18 protein-coding genes and 1 tRNA gene are annotated in these 15,946 nt (G+C 59.2%); 10 read left to right on the forward strand and 9 right to left on the reverse strand.

Annotation, left to right across the window (positions count from 1 at the left end):
* Positions 1–4: 4 nt before the first annotated feature.
* The 3 genes from ahpC to BM254_RS02485 all read right to left on the reverse strand — a co-directional run bounded on the left by ahpC (position 5) and on the right by BM254_RS02485 (position 1,469).
* On the reverse strand, positions 5–568 hold the full coding sequence (ahpC, locus tag BM254_RS02475) for an alkyl hydroperoxide reductase subunit C (protein WP_217647726.1): 564 nt from the start codon (positions 566–568) through the stop codon (positions 5–7).
* Between the two features lie 306 nt (positions 569–874).
* Positions 875–1,087 carry an acetyltransferase gene (locus BM254_RS02480; protein ID WP_091998217.1) on the reverse strand — a complete coding sequence of 71 codons (213 nt, stop codon included), beginning with the start codon at positions 1,085–1,087 and terminating at the stop codon, positions 875–877.
* A gap of 58 nt (positions 1,088–1,145) precedes the next feature.
* On the reverse strand, positions 1,146–1,469 hold the full coding sequence (locus BM254_RS02485) for a DUF3175 domain-containing protein (protein WP_091998219.1): 324 nt from the start codon (positions 1,467–1,469) through the stop codon (positions 1,146–1,148).
* A gap of 119 nt (positions 1,470–1,588) precedes the next feature.
* Between BM254_RS02485 and BM254_RS02490 the strand changes: the two genes are divergently transcribed.
* Positions 1,589–2,272 (forward strand): DUF4396 domain-containing protein, encoded by a 684-nt coding sequence (locus tag BM254_RS02490; RefSeq protein WP_091998221.1) that lies wholly within the window; start codon positions 1,589–1,591, stop codon positions 2,270–2,272.
* Between the two features lie 45 nt (positions 2,273–2,317).
* On the opposite strand, the gene BM254_RS02495 is transcribed toward BM254_RS02490, so the two are convergent.
* Positions 2,318–3,973 (reverse strand): DUF4382 domain-containing protein, encoded by a 1,656-nt coding sequence (locus tag BM254_RS02495; protein ID WP_091998223.1) that lies wholly within the window; start codon positions 3,971–3,973, stop codon positions 2,318–2,320.
* Positions 3,974–4,176: 203 nt separating this feature from the next.
* On the opposite strand from BM254_RS02495, the gene BM254_RS02500 reads away from it, so the two are divergent.
* Positions 4,177–4,347: a DUF2897 family protein gene (locus BM254_RS02500; RefSeq protein WP_091998225.1), complete on the forward strand. Its 171-nt coding sequence runs from the start codon at positions 4,177–4,179 to the stop codon at positions 4,345–4,347.
* A 14-nt stretch (positions 4,348–4,361) separates the two neighbouring features.
* Here BM254_RS02500 and BM254_RS02505 read toward each other — a convergent pair whose 3' ends face one another.
* Entirely contained in the window at positions 4,362–4,544 is a 183-nt protein-coding gene (locus tag BM254_RS02505) for a hypothetical protein (protein WP_091998227.1), read from the reverse strand.
* A 163-nt stretch (positions 4,545–4,707) separates the two neighbouring features.
* On the opposite strand from BM254_RS02505, the gene BM254_RS02510 reads away from it, so the two are divergent.
* From BM254_RS02510 to BM254_RS02520, 3 genes are all read left to right on the forward strand, one after another.
* Positions 4,708–5,805, forward strand: a complete 1,098-nt coding sequence (locus BM254_RS02510) for a malate dehydrogenase (protein WP_091998229.1) — start codon at positions 4,708–4,710, stop codon at positions 5,803–5,805.
* 186 nt (positions 5,806–5,991) lie between these two features.
* Positions 5,992–6,369: a DUF4398 domain-containing protein gene (locus BM254_RS02515; protein WP_091998230.1), complete on the forward strand. Its 378-nt coding sequence runs from the start codon at positions 5,992–5,994 to the stop codon at positions 6,367–6,369.
* A gap of 22 nt (positions 6,370–6,391) precedes the next feature.
* Positions 6,392–7,177, forward strand: a complete 786-nt coding sequence (locus BM254_RS02520) for an OmpA family protein (protein ID WP_091998233.1) — start codon at positions 6,392–6,394, stop codon at positions 7,175–7,177.
* A gap of 3 nt (positions 7,178–7,180) precedes the next feature.
* Here the strand turns inward: BM254_RS02520 and BM254_RS02525 are convergent, their stop codons facing one another.
* The 3 genes from BM254_RS02525 to BM254_RS02535 all read right to left on the reverse strand — a co-directional run bounded on the left by BM254_RS02525 (position 7,181) and on the right by BM254_RS02535 (position 10,224).
* The gene (locus BM254_RS02525; protein ID WP_091998235.1) at positions 7,181–7,582 is read right to left on the reverse strand and encodes a DUF2784 domain-containing protein; all 402 of its coding nucleotides are present in this window, start codon (positions 7,580–7,582) and stop codon (positions 7,181–7,183) included.
* Complete coding sequence (locus BM254_RS02530) at positions 7,572–7,874, reverse strand: hypothetical protein (protein WP_091998237.1); 303 nt, start codon at positions 7,872–7,874, stop codon at positions 7,572–7,574. The genes BM254_RS02525 and BM254_RS02530 overlap by 11 nt, the downstream gene beginning before the upstream one ends.
* Before the next feature lie 154 nt (positions 7,875–8,028).
* Positions 8,029–10,224: an OsmC domain/YcaO domain-containing protein gene (locus BM254_RS02535; RefSeq protein ID WP_091998240.1), complete on the reverse strand. Its 2,196-nt coding sequence runs from the start codon at positions 10,222–10,224 to the stop codon at positions 8,029–8,031.
* A gap of 299 nt (positions 10,225–10,523) precedes the next feature.
* Between BM254_RS02535 and prxU the strand changes: the two genes are divergently transcribed.
* From prxU to BM254_RS02560, 5 genes are all read left to right on the forward strand, one after another.
* Entirely contained in the window at positions 10,524–11,129 is a 606-nt protein-coding gene (gene prxU / locus BM254_RS02545; protein WP_245777336.1) for a thioredoxin-dependent peroxiredoxin, read from the forward strand.
* Between the two features lie 98 nt (positions 11,130–11,227).
* On the forward strand, positions 11,228–12,637 hold the full coding sequence (selA, locus tag BM254_RS02550) for an L-seryl-tRNA(Sec) selenium transferase (protein WP_091998246.1): 1,410 nt from the start codon (positions 11,228–11,230) through the stop codon (positions 12,635–12,637).
* A gap of 10 nt (positions 12,638–12,647) precedes the next feature.
* Positions 12,648–14,573 carry a selenocysteine-specific translation elongation factor gene (gene selB / locus BM254_RS02555; protein WP_091998248.1) on the forward strand — a complete coding sequence of 642 codons (1,926 nt, stop codon included), beginning with the start codon at positions 12,648–12,650 and terminating at the stop codon, positions 14,571–14,573.
* 10 nt (positions 14,574–14,583) lie between these two features.
* Positions 14,584–14,679: transfer RNA gene (locus BM254_RS17725), tRNA-Sec, on the forward strand.
* Between the two features lie 109 nt (positions 14,680–14,788).
* On the forward strand, positions 14,789–15,160 hold the full coding sequence (locus BM254_RS02560; protein ID WP_091998250.1) for a VOC family protein: 372 nt from the start codon (positions 14,789–14,791) through the stop codon (positions 15,158–15,160).
* Between the two features lie 79 nt (positions 15,161–15,239).
* Here BM254_RS02560 and BM254_RS02565 read toward each other — a convergent pair whose 3' ends face one another.
* Entirely contained in the window at positions 15,240–15,722 is a 483-nt protein-coding gene (locus BM254_RS02565) for a YbjN domain-containing protein (RefSeq protein ID WP_091998252.1), read from the reverse strand.
* Positions 15,723–15,946 lie beyond the last annotated feature (224 nt).

Raw genomic sequence — 15,946 nt, forward strand, 5'->3', positions numbered from 1 at the left:
AAACTTAGATCTTGCCGACCAGGTCCAGGGACGGAGCCAGAGTCTCTTCGCCTTCTTTCCACTTGGCCGGGCAAACTTCACCCGGGTTCTTGCGAACGTACTGGGCGGCCTTGATCTTGCGCAGCAGGTCGTCGGCGTCACGGCCGATGCCTTCGGCGGTGATCTCAACGGCCTGGATGATGCCGTCCGGATCGATCACGAAAGTGGCACGGTCGGCCAGGCCCTGGCCTTCACGCATAACACCGAAGTTGTTGGTGATGGTGCCGGTCTGGTCGCCAACCATGTAGTACTGGATCTTACCGATGGTCTCGGAAGTATCGTGCCACGCCTTGTGGGTGAAGTGGGTGTCGGTGGACACGGAGAACACTTCTACGCCCAGCTTCTGCAGCTCTTCGTACTTGTCAGCTACGTCGCCCAGCTCGGTCGGGCATACGAAAGTGAAGTCGGCCGGGTAGAAGAAAAAGACAGCCCACTTTCCTTTTACGTCTGCTTCGCTGATCTCAACAAACTCACCGTTCTTGAAAGCGGTGGCGTTGAACGGCTTGATCTCGCTGTTAATGATGCCCATTAAAGATAACTCCTGTTTGGTGCATTTGAGGGTTGAAGAATTTACGGGACGCAAAGATACGGATTTTTCCGGCTTCGTTTAAATTGATAATTTCCAATCAAGGGATAGGTTCAGTCTATCCAGGCGAAGCCCGGATCAACAACCCGCAGCCAATTCCATCCCGGGAAGTAACTGCGGTTGTTGATATGGGGTCTTATCCCGCAAGTTCAATCTTGTGGAAATCCAGAATATTTTCCCTGGGTGACGATTTGATGGCAGCCACCTCGCTCCGTTACTTCGCCAGGATGCAGGCAAAGCAGGAAAGATTTATTTCTTACGACGGTAGTCCGGATTGGTCCAGCATACCGGCAGGGCTTCACCAGAAGGAAACACCAGTTCCGATTTCCGGTAGAACTCGGGATCCTGGGCCTCCTCTCCGTAATGCAAACTGCCTTTGACAGAGTCGAGATGGGGATCAAACAAAGCTGCGGTATCAAGCACTTCAATCAAGTGCCCGGTGGCTTTCTCGGCAACAAACATGGACGAACTCCTTCTCGGGGGATTATCCCTAAACTTAACAGAAGACCCGGCAGTCTGCTTATTTCCGGTCAACGGACTGTTTCCGTGGCCGCCCATACAGGGCTCGCAATTCATCCTTGGCCTGCTCCAGTCGTTGCCGTTGCTCTTCAGGAAGATGTTTACCCGCACGGTTGATGTAGAACGTCAGCATCGACATGGCGGCGCGGAAAGGTTTGGATTTCCGCCGTGAACTCTGTTCCGCTGAACGCTTCAGGGATAACGCAATCTCCTTCGGATCCTCCAGGGTAAAAATACCGTCCTCGAGATCCAGCGAGTCACTGGTCTCCGTCACTCTCTGTGACCATTGGCTTGCAGGCTCACTCCGGACTTTTTGTGAACTCATGATCCCCTCCTGTGTGCGTTACCTCGGCCGTTCTTCACCATACATGGTTGAAAAACGGTCAAGCGGGTCCAGAGTTTAAACATTACTCCAAATTTTCCGGGCAAAGGTTTCTCTCGGCTATGGCTATTGACCAGATTCAGGCCTTGATCGACAACTGGACCGGTCTCGGTATCTGGCTGGCCCTCGTCGCAGCCAGTGTTGCGTGGGTGGTCTACGATCTGCGCACCAACAACAGCCACATCGCCTCCATGATGCAGTGGGTATGGGGACTGACAGTACTCTATTCCGGCCCCATCGGTGTCCTGATCTACCGCTATTCGGGGCGCAAGCAGATAGCCACCGACAGTCTGTCCAGAAAAGGCTTCCGCTCCGTGGCCCACTGCTATTCCGGCTGCGGCATCGGTGAGATCCTCGGTGTCATTATCTCCGTCGGCCTGTTTGCCATGGGAAATTTCTGGGCTGCGATCATCACCTTCTCGCTGGCGTACATCTTCGGCTTCGCCATGAATATCGGCCCCATGATGCAGAACGGCATGCCCTTCAAGGAAGCCTTCAAGGGTGCCTTCGTGGCGGAATCCATCTCCATCGTGGTCATGGAATCTGTGGCCATCACCACGGACCTGTACCTGGGTGGTGAAGCGACCATGAGCGATGCCCTGTTCTGGTCATCACTCTATGTGTCCCTGTCGCTTGGCCTGTTCGCCGCCTGGCCGGCAAATCTGCTGCTGATCAAATATGGTCTGAAGGGCGGCATGGGCGATCCGAGAGACACGGACGCGGCAGCGCATGCGCACTGCCACTGATCCGCTCATCAAGATTGGCGTTGAGTGAAAAAACTGACAGGAGCATCAAAATGCTCGCGTGTCCTCGATAATCACGACCTGTTCGGCATCGAAGGTACCATCTGTGGCGCACACACCGTAAACATCCACCGTCTGATCGGCCTCAAGGGTACCGCCATCACGGGAGGTGCTGCCGGAGTCAGTCACGGTCACGGTCAGGAACCGGGTCTCTGCATCGGTCACGATCTGCAGGTCACCGGCAGAATCACCACAGGGGTTATCGTCGGCGATTGCAGTGGTCACGATGGCCGTCGAGCCATCCACAGTCTGGACGGTGCCGCTCAGGCGCTCAAGCCCCTGCATGGCTTCATCGAGAACCACCAGAGCAGCCCGGAGAGTGTTGCCGACCGAAGATGTTTCGAGGATGCCATCCACGGAAACCGGCGTTTCGGGGATGACTGCGTCGGTGCCCAAGTACGCTCCGGTTTTGGACACAATGCGCGTTCCATTTACACCAGCGGCCGTTGCCTGCAAAGCCACCGGAAGAGGATCGGCGGCGTCAGCCTGCACAGCTTCTCCGGGCCGTGAGGCCATGGTGAATGCGCCATCGGTGACGGGATCAACAACCGAGCCATCGACCCGAAGGAATTCGCCAAGCTCAAGGGCTATGGCATCCACAGCCATCAGTCCCCGACGGTCAAGGATGATCCGGGCATCGTGGTCAATAACCACCGTGTCAGTCGGCGCGGTCTCAACCAGCAGATCACAGGGTTTGGGTGGTGGCTGCTGGCCTGCTGGCCGCTCCGGATACCAGAGCTTGCACTCACCAGGCGGTGGCAGCTGGCCTGCCGGAATATCAAACTCGAGCACACCATGGCCGAATTCGCTGACTACACCGGCAACAGCCAGGGTCTGACCGAGCTTGGCATCCATGAACAACTCTGAAAGCGCACGGGGTTCGCCATCGTAATTCAGATTATCGAACAGGGCTGTTGAATCGGTCAGGTCCACCCAGGCGCAACCCTGGTAGGTGTTATCAAAGTCATACCGCTGGACCGGCAGGCTGTCACACAACAGGATCCGCTGCTGGTCCTGGTCAAACTCGGAGATTTTACCTTCCAGGCGCACGAGGCGCTGACTACCTGGCTCCCGAATCACGTCCACGTAGAACACCGGGCGCATGAAATAGGCACCGTCTTCCTCGAAGATGGATTTGCCCAGGTCGATATCCAGCTGCACATTGACGACACCACCGGTCTGCACGTCAAGGCAGTCATCCGGCAGCAGTGTCACCAAGCCATCAGCGGGCAACCCGGTTGTCACAGTCTCTCCATCCGCCAGATCCAGCTTCACCTCATCCACCGTCAACCGGATCTCGCAATAACGGCCCTCCGGGATACCCTCACGGTAGCTCAGCGGCAAGGAATCATGGGTCAGGTTGAGTAAATCCACGGTGACCGGATCACCCTCACGGACAACGATTGGCTGGCTGCCATCCTCCGGAACCAGCTCAACCTGGCTCAGGGTTACATACACCGCTTCGAACAGATCGGGATCAGCGGGTGCATCGGTTACAAACATCGCCACCGAGCCCTGGGGCGACGTGGACTCCGCTGTTGTCGTCGAAGACGAATCAGAAGACGAGCCGCCACAGCCGGTAAGTGCGACTGCCGGGCCGATGAGCAACGCCAGCCAGGCGGCCTGAATCCGCGAAAAAGACATATCCCACTCCTTGTTTTTGGTCTGATACAACAAATCCACGCCAAACTGCCGCCAGCCGTTCCGACTGAATCATGAAGGATTTGTTACCCGCCCCCCCCCCCCCGGAAAAGGTCGAACGCGAGCGGTCGTAACCTCTGCAGGTTGCCTCCTGCCCGGAAGGTCCACTATAAAGAGAGAACATCCCGCACCGGAGTCATAAGGCCATGCCCCTCATAGGATGGATCATAATCCTGCTTGCCCTGGCCCTGATCGTCGGCAGCCTCATGCTACTGCGCGACTCGGCCCACATGCGCCTTCCACCGGAGAAACTGGAGAAAATCCGCAAGCGCAAGGCCGAAATGGAGGAAAAAGACAGGGCAGAAGGCGATGACTGAATGACGGCCCGCATCTAACGAAAGAGAACGGCAGCCAGGTTAACCAGCACAACCCTGGCGAGAAACCACGCAATACCCGCTCCCAACATTGCACCCCAGTTAAAGATGGCCCCGTTGGAAATCCAGATATAGAGACCGAAACCGAAAGCCAGGAGCTCCGCCAGGTAGTAGGCAAGCAGGACAATTTCATCTCTCATCACCAAACAGCCTCCCTGGCCTTATCGATGCGTTGCACGGAACAGGCGCTGCGACAAACCATCGCAGGCAATGACGAGCCTCCATTCTCCAAGCATAATCGTCCCTCTCGTTTCCGCCGGTGAATGCCGGCAAATTCGGCCCCAACAACAATGGTTACTTGCTATGAAACGTCCCGTCAGAATCGCCATCACCGGCGCCGCCGGCAGCATCAGCCACTCTCTGCTGTTCAAGATCGCCACCGGTGAAATGATCGGCCAGGACCAGCCGGTTATCCTGCAACTGATCGAAATGCCGCAGGCCATGGAACCCCTGCGTGGTATCGCCATGGAGCTGGAAGACTGTGCCTTCCCCCTGCTGCACAGCATCAGCCTGCACGACAATTTCGAGGAAGGTGTGGTCGGTGCCCACTATGTGTTGCTCATTGGCGCCAAGCCCCGCGGACCGGGGATGGAGCGCAGCGAACTGATCGCCACCAACGCGCCGATCTTTGCCCATCAGGGCCAGGCCATCAACAAATTGGCGAACCGGGATGTGAAGGTGCTGGTAGTCGGTAACCCGGCCAACACCAACGCCCTGATCGCCAGCCGCAACGCCCCGGATCTGTCACCCGCCCAGTTCACCGCCCTCACCCGTCTGGACCACAACCGGACCCGGGGCATCATGGCCAACCATACCGGCGCCAATCCCAAGGATATCCGCCGCGTCACTGTCTGGGGTAACCACTCCTCCACCCAGTTCCCGGACCTGCACCACGCCACCATCTATGGGGAACCGGCGCTGCCGCAGATCGACCAGGACTGGTACCGGGACACCTTCATCGAGAAGATCCAGAAACGTGGCTCTGCCATCATCGACGCCCGTGGCCATTCCAGCGCCGCCTCCGCCGCCCAGGCCATCATCAACCACATGCACGACTGGATTAACGGCACCCCCGAGAACGACTGGGTCAGCATGGGGATTGTCAGTGACGGCAGCTATGGCATCGAGAAAGGCATCATCTACTCGTTCCCGGTGCGCTGCGACTACGGCCGCTACCAGATCGTTCAGGGCCTGGAAATCAGTGAGTTTGCCCGGGAAAAAATGACCCTGTCCGAGCAGGAACTGCTCACGGAAATGGAAACCGTGAAAGACCTTCTGCCGAAGGAAACCGGGGAATCCCACCGCAACCTCTCCGTGTGCCTGCGCTCGGGAACCACCCTGTACGACGACGGTATCTCACTGCCGAAGAAGCAATACCTGCAGACCGATCGCGTTCGCTGATCTGCATCTGCCCGGGCGTGATATCCGCCCGGGCAAGATTCGCTCAGGCCCGCCTGATCAGGGCACTTTTTGACCAAAAACCTCGTTACTGCCCCCACAGCTGCTATATTTTTCTTGGGATTTCACAAAATTTCACAGCCGTGATCACCCCCACCCAAGGAAATGTCTGAACAAGGGAGTTCATGCATGCAGCCACACATCCGTTTCTCACGCACCTTCATCATTCTGGGATTCGCAGCCACCCTTGCGGCCTGTGCGGGTCCCGGACCACGCCCTGACAGCGATTTGCAGCTGGCCACCGGGTCCATCTCACAAGCTGAGGCCGCCGATGCCCGCCAGTTCGAGCCGGTTCTGCTGAACCAGGCCCAGAACAAGGTGGCCGATGCCCGCGAACTGATCGATCGGGAAGAATACAGGGAAGCCGAGCGCTTGCTGGAGCAGGCCGCGGTGGACGCACAGTTGGCCGGAGCCCGCTCCGAGACCGAGAAAGCCAGGCGCGCCGTGGAGGAGATCAATGCCAACATCGAGAACCTCCGCAGACAGCTGGAAATGGACCAACAGTGAGCCCTGAAAGGAGATCGACACCATGAATCGTACACTGTCCCTGATTACCACGGTCGGGCTGTCGGCGCTGATGTTTGGCTGTGCCAGCGCCCCCGAGCAGAACACCAAAGTCGAAGAAGCACGAATGGTCTACAACAAGATCGCGGAAGATCCCTACGTTGCCCGCAGCGGTTCCAGCCAGCTCCGCAGCGCGCAGACTGAACTGGATCGGGCAGACGCCTTGCTGGCGGACGACGAGGATATCGTGCTCGTCGAGCAGGCTGCCTACCTCGCCAAGCGTCATGCCGAAATCGCCGAGCAGCAGGGCTTGCGCGCTGAACTGGAAGAGGAAATCAGCTCTGCAGAAAAGCGGCGCCAGGACATCATGCTACAGCTCAAAACCAGCGAAGCCGACGCGCTCCGGGCGCAAATGGAGGCCCTCCAGGCGGAGCAAACCGAGCGCGGCATGGTACTGACCCTCGGTGACGTCCTGTTCGACCTCAACAAGGCCGATCTGAAACCCGCCGGTATGCGCACGGTACAGAGGCTCTCGGACTTCATGCTGCAATATGAAGAGCGCCGGGTGCGGGTCGAAGGCTACACCGACAGCACCGGCGCAGAGTCATACAACCAGGACCTGTCCGAACGCCGGGCCATGGCCGTGCGCGATGCGCTGATGGCCGAGGGAGTTGCGCGAAGCCGGGTGGAAGTGATCGGCTACGGCGAGGCTTATCCCGTAGCGAGCAACGACACCAGTGCCGGGCGACAACAGAACCGACGGGTGGAGATCGTCATTTCCGACGAGAGCGGCGTGATCCAGACACGCTGAGGATCATTTCCGGGGCCGTCCTGGCCTGACCAGGAACCAGCTGGCCAGGACCACGCCCCCGAACACAGTATAAGCGAGGATGAATACCCACTCCGGGGCGCTGTAATAGAGAATGGATTGCAGCCAATGCTGGATGAAGGAGCCCTCATAGCCGGCCGTTCCTGCCTTTTCACGTAACGCCATCTCCCAGGCTGTCAGTGGACAAAGAACGCCAAGCCAGGCTTGCAGGACGACGATGCCGATCACCACCAGGTGAGTGACCCGGAACCAGACATTCCGCACCCAGTGCCAATGCAGGAAGGGGCCGATAAAAATTGCTGCCAGGCCGAAAATGACAAAGGCCACCAGCAGTACATGCAGCACCAGCAGTGAATCCGCCAGCGCGAGATAGAACTCAGGGGACAAGAGAATACGCCTTTTTTACCTGAATCATGGCGATTCGGGCATCCTCCGGCTTCATCCCGTTTTTCCGCAACTGGGGCATCACCATGGCACCAACCCGGGAACACCGAGACTGGTCAATGTCGTGCCTGGCAAAAATATCCGCGATGGTGCGGGTATCAGCATCCGGATCTGAATTCAGCAAACTTCCGATTTCTTTCGCACAGGCCTGTTCCGCCGGATCGATGTTCTTTTTACTCCGATAGATCAGAAACAGCACCACTCCCACAAAAATTGCGATGACGAGTAATTTCATGGTCCGGCACCCTCCCGATGCTGTGCGTGAACTCCCACTTTAAGGGCCTAAGCGCCAATAGAACATCCCCGACTGTTTCCCGAGAATCACCGCCTTTCTCGACGGCTACTTCGGCGAGCCACCCTATTGGGACCGGTTCGGCTGGGGTCGGACCTCAGCCCTTGGCCACACCCGCTGCACGCGCCCGGGCCGCGTGCAGCTTCTTGTAGCTGTCGACCAGTCGCAGGTGCTTCTCCAGACCTTCGAGCTGCATGTTGGTCGGCGTCAGGCCGTGGAAGCGCACGGTGCCCTCGACAGAGCCAACCACCGCATCCATGGTGTCATCGCCGAACATGCGGCGGAAGTTGGCGATGTAATCGTCCAGCTCCAGATCCTCGTCCAGGGTCACTTCCAGCACCGCTTGCATGGCCTGGTAGAACAGGCCACGTTCGACGGTGTTGTCGTTGAACTGCAGGAACATCTCGACGAATTCCAGCGCTTCCTCGTGCCAGCCCAAGGCCAGGCAGATCAGCAGTTTGAGCTCGAGGATGGTCAGCTGCCCCCACACGGTGTTTTCATCAAACTCCACGCCGATCAGGTTGATGATGGTCATGTAGTTATCGAGCTGGCTGGCTTCCAGCCGCTCCGCCAGGTCCGCCAGCTGCTCGTCACTCAGGGAGTGCAAGTTGAGGATGTCTTCCCGGTAGTCCAGGGCCATGTTGGTGTTGTCCCAGATCAGGTCCTCCACCGGATAGACCTCGGAGTAGCCCGGCACCAGAATGCGGCAGGTCGGGGCGCCAAGAGCCTCATGCACAGCCACGTAAACTTCCTTGCCCAGGTTCGCCAGGATGCCAAAGAGAAAATCGGCCTCTTCCTCGTTAGTCCCGGAAAAATTCCAGTCACTGAACTCGTAGTCGGACTTCGCGCTGAAGAAGCGCCAGGACACCACGCCGGTGGAGTCGATGAAGTGCTCCACGTAATTGTTGGGCTCGGAGACCGCCAGGCTATTGAAGGTGGGCGGCGGCACGTCGTTCAGGCCCTCGAAGCTGCGGCCCTGCATCAGCTCGGTCAGGCTGCGCTCCAGGGCCACGTGGAAGCTCGGGTGCGCCCCGAAGGAGGCGAACACGCCGCCGGTTTTCGGGTTCATCAGGGTCACACACATCACCGGGAACCGGCCGCCGAGGGAGGCATCTTTCACCAGCACCGGGAAGCCCTGGGCTTCCAGCGCCTCGATCGCTTCCACGATCTCGGGATAGCGCTCAAGCACATGCCGGGGCACATCCGGCAGGGCAATCTCTTCCTCGATGATCTGCTTCTTCACCGCCCGCTCGAAAATCTCGGACAGGCACTGAACCTTGGCCTCAGCAAGCGTGTTACCGGCGCTCATGCCGTTGCTCAGGAACAGGTTCTCAATCAGGTTGGAGGGGAAATACACCACCTCACCATCAGACTGGCGCACGAACGGCAGGGAGCAGATACCCCGGTCCACCCGACCGGAGTTGGTATCAATCAGGTTGGAACCACCAAGCTCCCCCTCCGGGTTGTAGATGGCCAGGCAGTGGTCGTCCAGGATGCCTTCGGGCAGCTCGTCCTCCGGGCCCGGCTGGAACCACTTCTCATCCGGATAATGCACAAAATCGGCGTTGGCGATGTCCTCGCCGAAGAACTGATCGTTGTAGAAGAAGTTGCAGTTCAGCCGCTCGATGAACTCGCCCAGGGCCGAACACAGGGCACTCTCCTTGGTGGCACCCTTGCCGTTGGTGAAGCACATGGGCGACGCCGCATCGCGGATGTGCAGGGACCACACGTGAGGCACGATGTTGCGCCAGGAAGCGATCTCGATCTTCATGCCCAGCTCCCGCAGGATGCCGGTCATTCTGGCGATGGTCTGCTCCAGCGGTGCGTCCTTGCCCTCGATGAACGTGTGGTGCTCGCTGTCCGGCTCCACCATCAGCAGCGCCTGGGCATCCTCGTCCAGGCTTTCCACCGTCTCGATCTCGAAATTCGGGCCGGTCTGCACCACCTTCTTCACGGTGCAGCGGTCGATTGAACGCAGGATGCCCTGCCGATCTTTCTCGGGCAGATCCTCCGGCAGCTCCACCTGGATCTTGAAGATCTGGTTGTACCGGTTCTCCGGGTCCACGATGTTGTTCTGGGACAGCCGGATGTTGTCGGTGGGAATGTTACGCGCCAGGCAGTACACCCGGACAAAATAGGCCGCACACAGCGCTGAGGATGCCAGGAAGTAGTCGAAAGGACTCGGGGCCGAGCCATCGCCCTTGTAACGGATGGGCTGATCGGTGACGACAGTGAAGTCGTCGAACTTGGCTTCAAGGCGGAGGTTGTCGAGAAAATTGACTTTGATTTCCATAGCGGGAGCACCAGGCTTGGAGAATTTCGGCGAGCCGTCAGGCTAAAACCCGTCATTATCCAGTTTTTGCAAGGCCTCGTCTCTCCGTATTACTGCGGCTGACTGGCAAAGTTCCCTCAGTGGGCTAATCTTGCTCATGACGGGTTTCGAGTACCTGTACTTGCATCTGTCACACCGCTATTGAAGGAGAACTTATGGCAAATCAGGATTCTGCATCATGTGACCGGCCCACCGGCTCGGTCGAGAGCGGCCCACCGCCGGCAACAACTGAACCAACAGCAAAGGAAGAGGTATCTGTGATGGCAGCGCGCGTTGGGCAAAAAGCCCCCGGCTTCACAGCACCGGCTTATCACAAGGGGGGATTCACCAACGTGTCGCTCTCCGATTATGCCGGCAAGTGGGTGATGCTCTGTTTCTATCCGGGTGATTTCACATTCGTCTGAGCTACTGAAGTGTCGGCGGTCGCCGCAAATTATCAGAAGCTCCAGGACCTGGGTGTTGAAGTCATATCTGTCAGTGTCGACAGTCAGTTCGTGCACAAAATCTGGGATGAGCACGAACTGAGCAAAATGATTGGAGGAGAAGTCCCCTTCCCGATGGTGGCCGATCAGAACGGCGCCTTGGGCCGGGCCTACGGTTGCTGGGAAGAAAACCAGGGCGTTGAGCTCCGCGGTCGGTTCATCATCGATCCCGATGGTGTCATCCAGGCCATGGAAATGCTCACCCCGCCAGTTGGCCGCAAGCTGGGTGAAACCATCCGGCAGATTCAGGCCTACCAGCACGTTCGTGCGACTCAAGGCAAAGAAGCCTGTCCGGCCGGTTGGGAACCGGGCAAGACCACCCTCAAACCCGGGCCGGATCTGGTCGGGAATGTCTGGAAGGTCTGGAATCCCTCCATGGAATGATCGGTCTCGTCTTGTAGCCGACCATCATGAACCCCGTCCCAGTGACGGGGTTCTTTTTGGCTGGAAGGCGGGACGACGACAACAAATGGAACTCCACGATGAATGCTCTTTCGAAGTTGCCTTCGGTCAGCCATCTGCTAACCCATGACCGCATCGAGGGCCTGGTTCAAGCCCATGGTCGCGCCGTCATTACCGGCCTGATTCGCGACCAGTTGGCCGAAGCCCGTGAAGCCGGCCGGAATGGCGCACCGATTCCGGATGAATCAAGCTTGATCGAAGATGTTTCCGCCGCCGCGCAGGCACAGGCCCTTCCCCGCCTGTGCCCGGTGTTCAACCTGACCGGTACCGTGCTGCACACCAATCTCGGCCGCGCTTCACTGCCCGAGGAGGCCATCACGGCTCTGGTCGAGGCGGCCCGCAACCCCTGTGCACTGGAGTACGATATCGAGCAGGGCGGCCGCGGTGATCGTGACGACGTGGTCGAGCAACTGCTTTGCGAACTGACCGGCGCCGAGGCTGCCACGGTGGTCAACAACAACGCCGCTGCAGTGTTTCTGTTGCTCAATACCCTGGCCCACAAGAAAAAAGTGGTGGTTTCCCGGGGTGAGCTGGTCGAGATCGGTGGTGCATTCCGGGTCCCGGATATCATGAAACGGGCCGGTGCCAAGCTGGTCGAGGTTGGCACCACCAACCGCACCCACCTCAGGGATTTCGCCGGCGCCATCAGCCCGCGCACCGGCATGTTCATGAAGGTACACACCAGCAACTATGCCATCGAGGGCTTCACCCACGCCGTTCCCGAACACGAACTCGCCACCCTCGCCCATGAGCATGAATTGACCTTCGCGGTGGATCTGGGCTCAGGTACCCTGACCGATCTCGAACGCTGGGGATTGCCCCATGAGCCCACCCCGCGCGAGAGCATCGAGGCCGGCGCCGACCTGGTCACCTTCTCCGGTGACAAGCTGCTCGGCGGCCCGCAGGTGGGAATGCTGGTGGGCCGCCGGGACCTGATTGCCCAGATCAAGCAGAACCCGCTCAAGCGGGCGTTGCGCGTCGGCAAGCTGACCCTGGCCAGCCTGGAAGCGGTACTGCGCCTGTATCGCGATCCCGATCGGCTGTCACAACGCCTGACCACCCTGCAACAACTGACCCGGCCCGAGGCCGAAATCCGCGAGGCCGCCCAACGGCTGCTGCCAGAGCTGCAATCCGCGCTCGACGCATGGCCGGTGGACGTGGAGATCGTCCCGCTGCGGTCCCAGATCGGTTCGGGTTCGCTGCCAGTGGATCGCCTGCCTTCTGCCGGCCTGGCGGTGCGTCCGCAGGGGCGCAGCAGTGGCGTACTCAACCGTCTTGAGGCCGGCTTACGCTGCTTGCCCAAACCGGTGGTCGGGCGCATCGAGGACGGCGCCCTGCTGCTCGACCTGCGCTGCTTGCCGCCCGAACAGGAACCGGATTTCACGGCGCAACTAACGCAACTGGACCTATCCCAAACACCAACACGCTGAGCTCTACACCATGCTGATAGGCACCGCCGGCCACATCGACCACGGCAAAACCACCCTCGTTAAAGCGCTGACCGGCGTCGACGCCGACCGCCTGCCGGAGGAGAAAGCCCGCGGCATCACGGTCGACCTGGGCTATGCCTATAGCCCCCTGCCGGACGGTTCGGTGTTGGGATTCGTTGACGTACCCGGCCATGAAAAGCTCATCCGGAACATGCTCGCCGGCTCGACCGCCATCGATTTCGTGCTCCTGGTCATTGCCGCTGACGACGGCCCGATGCCCCAGACCCGGGAACACCTGGAACTGCTCGACCTGCTGGACCGGAAACAGGGCGCGGTTGCCCTGACCAAGATCAATGCGGTCTCGCCCGAGCGGCTTGAACAGGTACAAGAAGAAATCATGGAACTGCTCGCCGGGACCGGGCTCAGGGACAGCCCGATCTTCCCCCTGTCCGGCCAGACCGGCGAAGACGTGCCGGCTCTGCGGGAGTATCTGGAAGCCGCCGCAGCCGCCTGGCCCACCCGGCCGGCAAAAGGCCGCTTCCGCCTTGCCATCGACCGGCGCTTCTCGATTACCGGCGCAGGCACGGTCGTAACCGGCACGGCCCACGCAGGCACCATAACCGTCGGCCAGACAGTCATGGTCTCACCGGCCGGCCTGACAGCGAGGGTGCGAGGACTGCATGTTCAGGACCGGGAAGCTGAAACCGGCCGTGCCGGCGACCGCTGCGCCATAGCGCTGAAAGGGGATTTCGACAAGCAGGACATCGAGCGGGGCATGTGGCTGATCGACCCGTCACTGCACCTGCCGCTCACGCGGTTCCAGGCAGAACTTCGGGTTCCGGCCGGCCAGCAGCCGGTCAAACACATGCAGACCGTGCATGTACACCTGGGCGCCGATGACATCATGGGGCGAGTGGCACTGCTGGATTGCAAGAAGGTGGAATCCGGCAGCACGGCACTGGCGGAAATCCTGCTGGAGCGCGAAACCCTGGCCCTGCGCGGGGACCGCTTCATCCTGCGCGATGCCGGCGCTCGTCGTACCGTCGGCGGTGGCAGGGTGCTCGACATCTTCCCGCCCACGCGCCACAAACGCACTGAACAACGCCTCGCGCTGCTTGATCAGATGCGCCAGGACGATCCGCTGGTCACACTGCAAACCCTGGCAAAACAGGCTGCGGCCGGCGTTGATTTGCAGCGTTTCACCCTGGCCTGGAACCTGGCGGATGAGGAAGCAGAAAAGCTCTGGGAGCGGGCAGGGCTCAAGGTGATCCGGGATCGGGAGACCGCCACCGGTTTCACCCAACCGGCCTGGAAGGCACTCAAGGCCCGGTTGCTCGATACCCTTGCCCGCGAACACGACAACAGCCCGGACATGATCGGTGTCGAACCTGACCGTCTTCGCCGAATGACTGCCGCACGACTTGGCCGGGCTCCCTTCGACGCGCTCTGCAACGAACTGCTGGCATCCGGCCAGATCATCCAGACCCGGGCCTGGCTGCATCTGCCAACGCATCGCGCCAATGTCACGGACGAAGACCGGGAGCAATTTGCCCGGCTCAAGCCGCTATTGGACGAACAGCCCTATAACCCGCCGCGCGTACGGGACGTGTTCCACGCCACCGGCGTACCGGAGCACGAGGTGCGGCAACTGTTCAAACGCCTCGCCCGTGCCGGCGAACTCTACCCGGTCGCCCACGACCACTATTTCACCGCCGACGCCGTGGCTGAGCTGGCCGGGATCGTCCGCCAGCTCAATGAAACCTACGACGGCGCCCGAGCAGCGCCTTTTCGGGACATCCTCTATCCGGACGGCAGCGGCGGTCGCAAGGTGGCTATTCGCATTCTCGAATTCTTCGATCGCATCGGCTACACTCGGCGTGTCCGTGACGACCATGTCATTCGTGAGGACAGTACTGCACCACCTTGGTCAGTATGAAAACACTTAAGGAAGAGATCGTTCCCCGGTGGGGCGCCCGGTCTTCAAAACCGGGAGGGGTTGTCAAGCAATCCCTGGTAGGTTCGACTCCTGCTCTCTTCCGCCATCTCTACCCTTCCCGACTATTCGCCTGGCAGCCCCGAGACGAACAGAACTTTTCGCCGCTCGCCTCGTATTTACACTGCTGGATCAACAACCAATGAGGAGAAAACACAATGATCGGCTACGTCACCATCGGTGTCAGTGACATGGAACGGGCAAAAGCCTTCTACAGCGAACTGCTGAGTGATCTGGGCGCCAAGGTACTGTTGGACATGGGGCGCATTGCCTTCATCGGCAAGAGCATGCGCGAACCGATGCTGGCGGTGTGCATCCCCTTCAATGAAGAGCCCAACCATCCGGGCAATGGCAACATGCTGGCGATCCACCCCGGCCCCAAAGAGGCCGTCGATGCCCACTACAAAAAGGCCATCGAACTGGGCGCCACCTGTGACGGCGAACCGGGGCAGCGGATTCCCGGGCAGTTTTATGGGGCCTACGTGAAAGACCCGGATGGTAACAAGCTGGCGTTTTACTACTTCGGGTAAGACGGCGATTCAATAAAGATGCAGGCCGCAGCCATGAGGGCGGCCTGCCAGAGTAGTCATTCCGAACCAAAGCTGATTGTCAGTCCTTGATCACTTCCGTCTCGAAGCTCCCCAGCACGGTGCGCCAGTAATCAAAGACCTCTTCAAGATTATCGGCACTGACCCCTCCCTCCAGAATCACCGGCAACTCGATGACCGGATCGTTCTCATCATCCAGATAGGCCATGCCGACCAGCATTCTGGTGTTCCAGCCGTTGAGCGTCTCCCAGTCGACATTGTCAGATATCCAAGCCGCTCTCAACAGGATCACGCCGCAGTTCTCACCATTGGTGCAATTATAAAAGTGAATAACGAAGCGGTTACCATCGATACGGCCAGTGATCATCGGGTCGCCGTCATCATCGGTGTCCAAGGTGGCGTAGCCGAAACCCTTGGCAATCTCCAGGATATCCCCAGGCTTACTGCCATCGATCATCTTTGCAGCATGCGCCATACCGCCACCCAATAAGATCGCAAGGCAAGCAAATGCCATCAGCAGATACTTCAAATGTTTATCGTTCAAAAAATGTTCCTCCAGATTATGTACGGCCAGAAGTATACCAATACGGACTAGCAATCACCCTGTCAGCGGGGAGCTCTTGCTTGATCAATCCATGCCCATTCTCCTCGAACTTGCCATAATAAAAATTCAAAAGTTCGGGAGCACAGTATGCGTCCCCACCATCTTGCCTGGAGTGTTTGCCTGATACCCATCATCGCGGCTCACGGGTCGTTTTTATTTGGATT

Origin of the sequence: Marinobacter pelagius, assembly GCF_900114925.1 — a bacterium.
Classification (GTDB): domain Bacteria; phylum Pseudomonadota; class Gammaproteobacteria; order Pseudomonadales; family Oleiphilaceae; genus Marinobacter; species Marinobacter pelagius.

What these genes read in the sequence shown, in the direction of transcription:
- ahpC (WP_217647726.1), bottom strand. Translation starts at nt 568, where the DNA reads ATGGGCATCATTAACAGCGAGATCAAGCCGTTCAACGCCACCGCTTTC.
- BM254_RS02480 (WP_091998217.1), bottom strand. Translation starts at nt 1,087, where the DNA reads ATGTTTGTTGCCGAGAAAGCCACCGGGCACTTGATTGAAGTGCTTGAT.
- BM254_RS02485 (WP_091998219.1), bottom strand. Translation starts at nt 1,469, where the DNA reads ATGAGTTCACAAAAAGTCCGGAGTGAGCCTGCAAGCCAATGGTCACAG.
- BM254_RS02490 (WP_091998221.1), top strand. Translation starts at nt 1,589, where the DNA reads ATGGCTATTGACCAGATTCAGGCCTTGATCGACAACTGGACCGGTCTC.
- BM254_RS02495 (WP_091998223.1), bottom strand. Translation starts at nt 3,973, where the DNA reads ATGTCTTTTTCGCGGATTCAGGCCGCCTGGCTGGCGTTGCTCATCGGC.
- BM254_RS02500 (WP_091998225.1), top strand. Translation starts at nt 4,177, where the DNA reads ATGCCCCTCATAGGATGGATCATAATCCTGCTTGCCCTGGCCCTGATC.
- BM254_RS02505 (WP_091998227.1), bottom strand. Translation starts at nt 4,544, where the DNA reads ATGAGAGATGAAATTGTCCTGCTTGCCTACTACCTGGCGGAGCTCCTG.
- BM254_RS02510 (WP_091998229.1), top strand. Translation starts at nt 4,708, where the DNA reads ATGAAACGTCCCGTCAGAATCGCCATCACCGGCGCCGCCGGCAGCATC.
- BM254_RS02515 (WP_091998230.1), top strand. Translation starts at nt 5,992, where the DNA reads ATGCAGCCACACATCCGTTTCTCACGCACCTTCATCATTCTGGGATTC.
- BM254_RS02520 (WP_091998233.1), top strand. Translation starts at nt 6,392, where the DNA reads ATGAATCGTACACTGTCCCTGATTACCACGGTCGGGCTGTCGGCGCTG.
- BM254_RS02530 (WP_091998237.1), bottom strand. Translation starts at nt 7,874, where the DNA reads ATGAAATTACTCGTCATCGCAATTTTTGTGGGAGTGGTGCTGTTTCTG.
- BM254_RS02535 (WP_091998240.1), bottom strand. Translation starts at nt 10,224, where the DNA reads ATGGAAATCAAAGTCAATTTTCTCGACAACCTCCGCCTTGAAGCCAAG.
- selA (WP_091998246.1), top strand. Translation starts at nt 11,228, where the DNA reads ATGAATGCTCTTTCGAAGTTGCCTTCGGTCAGCCATCTGCTAACCCAT.
- selB (WP_091998248.1), top strand. Translation starts at nt 12,648, where the DNA reads ATGCTGATAGGCACCGCCGGCCACATCGACCACGGCAAAACCACCCTC.
- BM254_RS02560 (WP_091998250.1), top strand. Translation starts at nt 14,789, where the DNA reads ATGATCGGCTACGTCACCATCGGTGTCAGTGACATGGAACGGGCAAAA.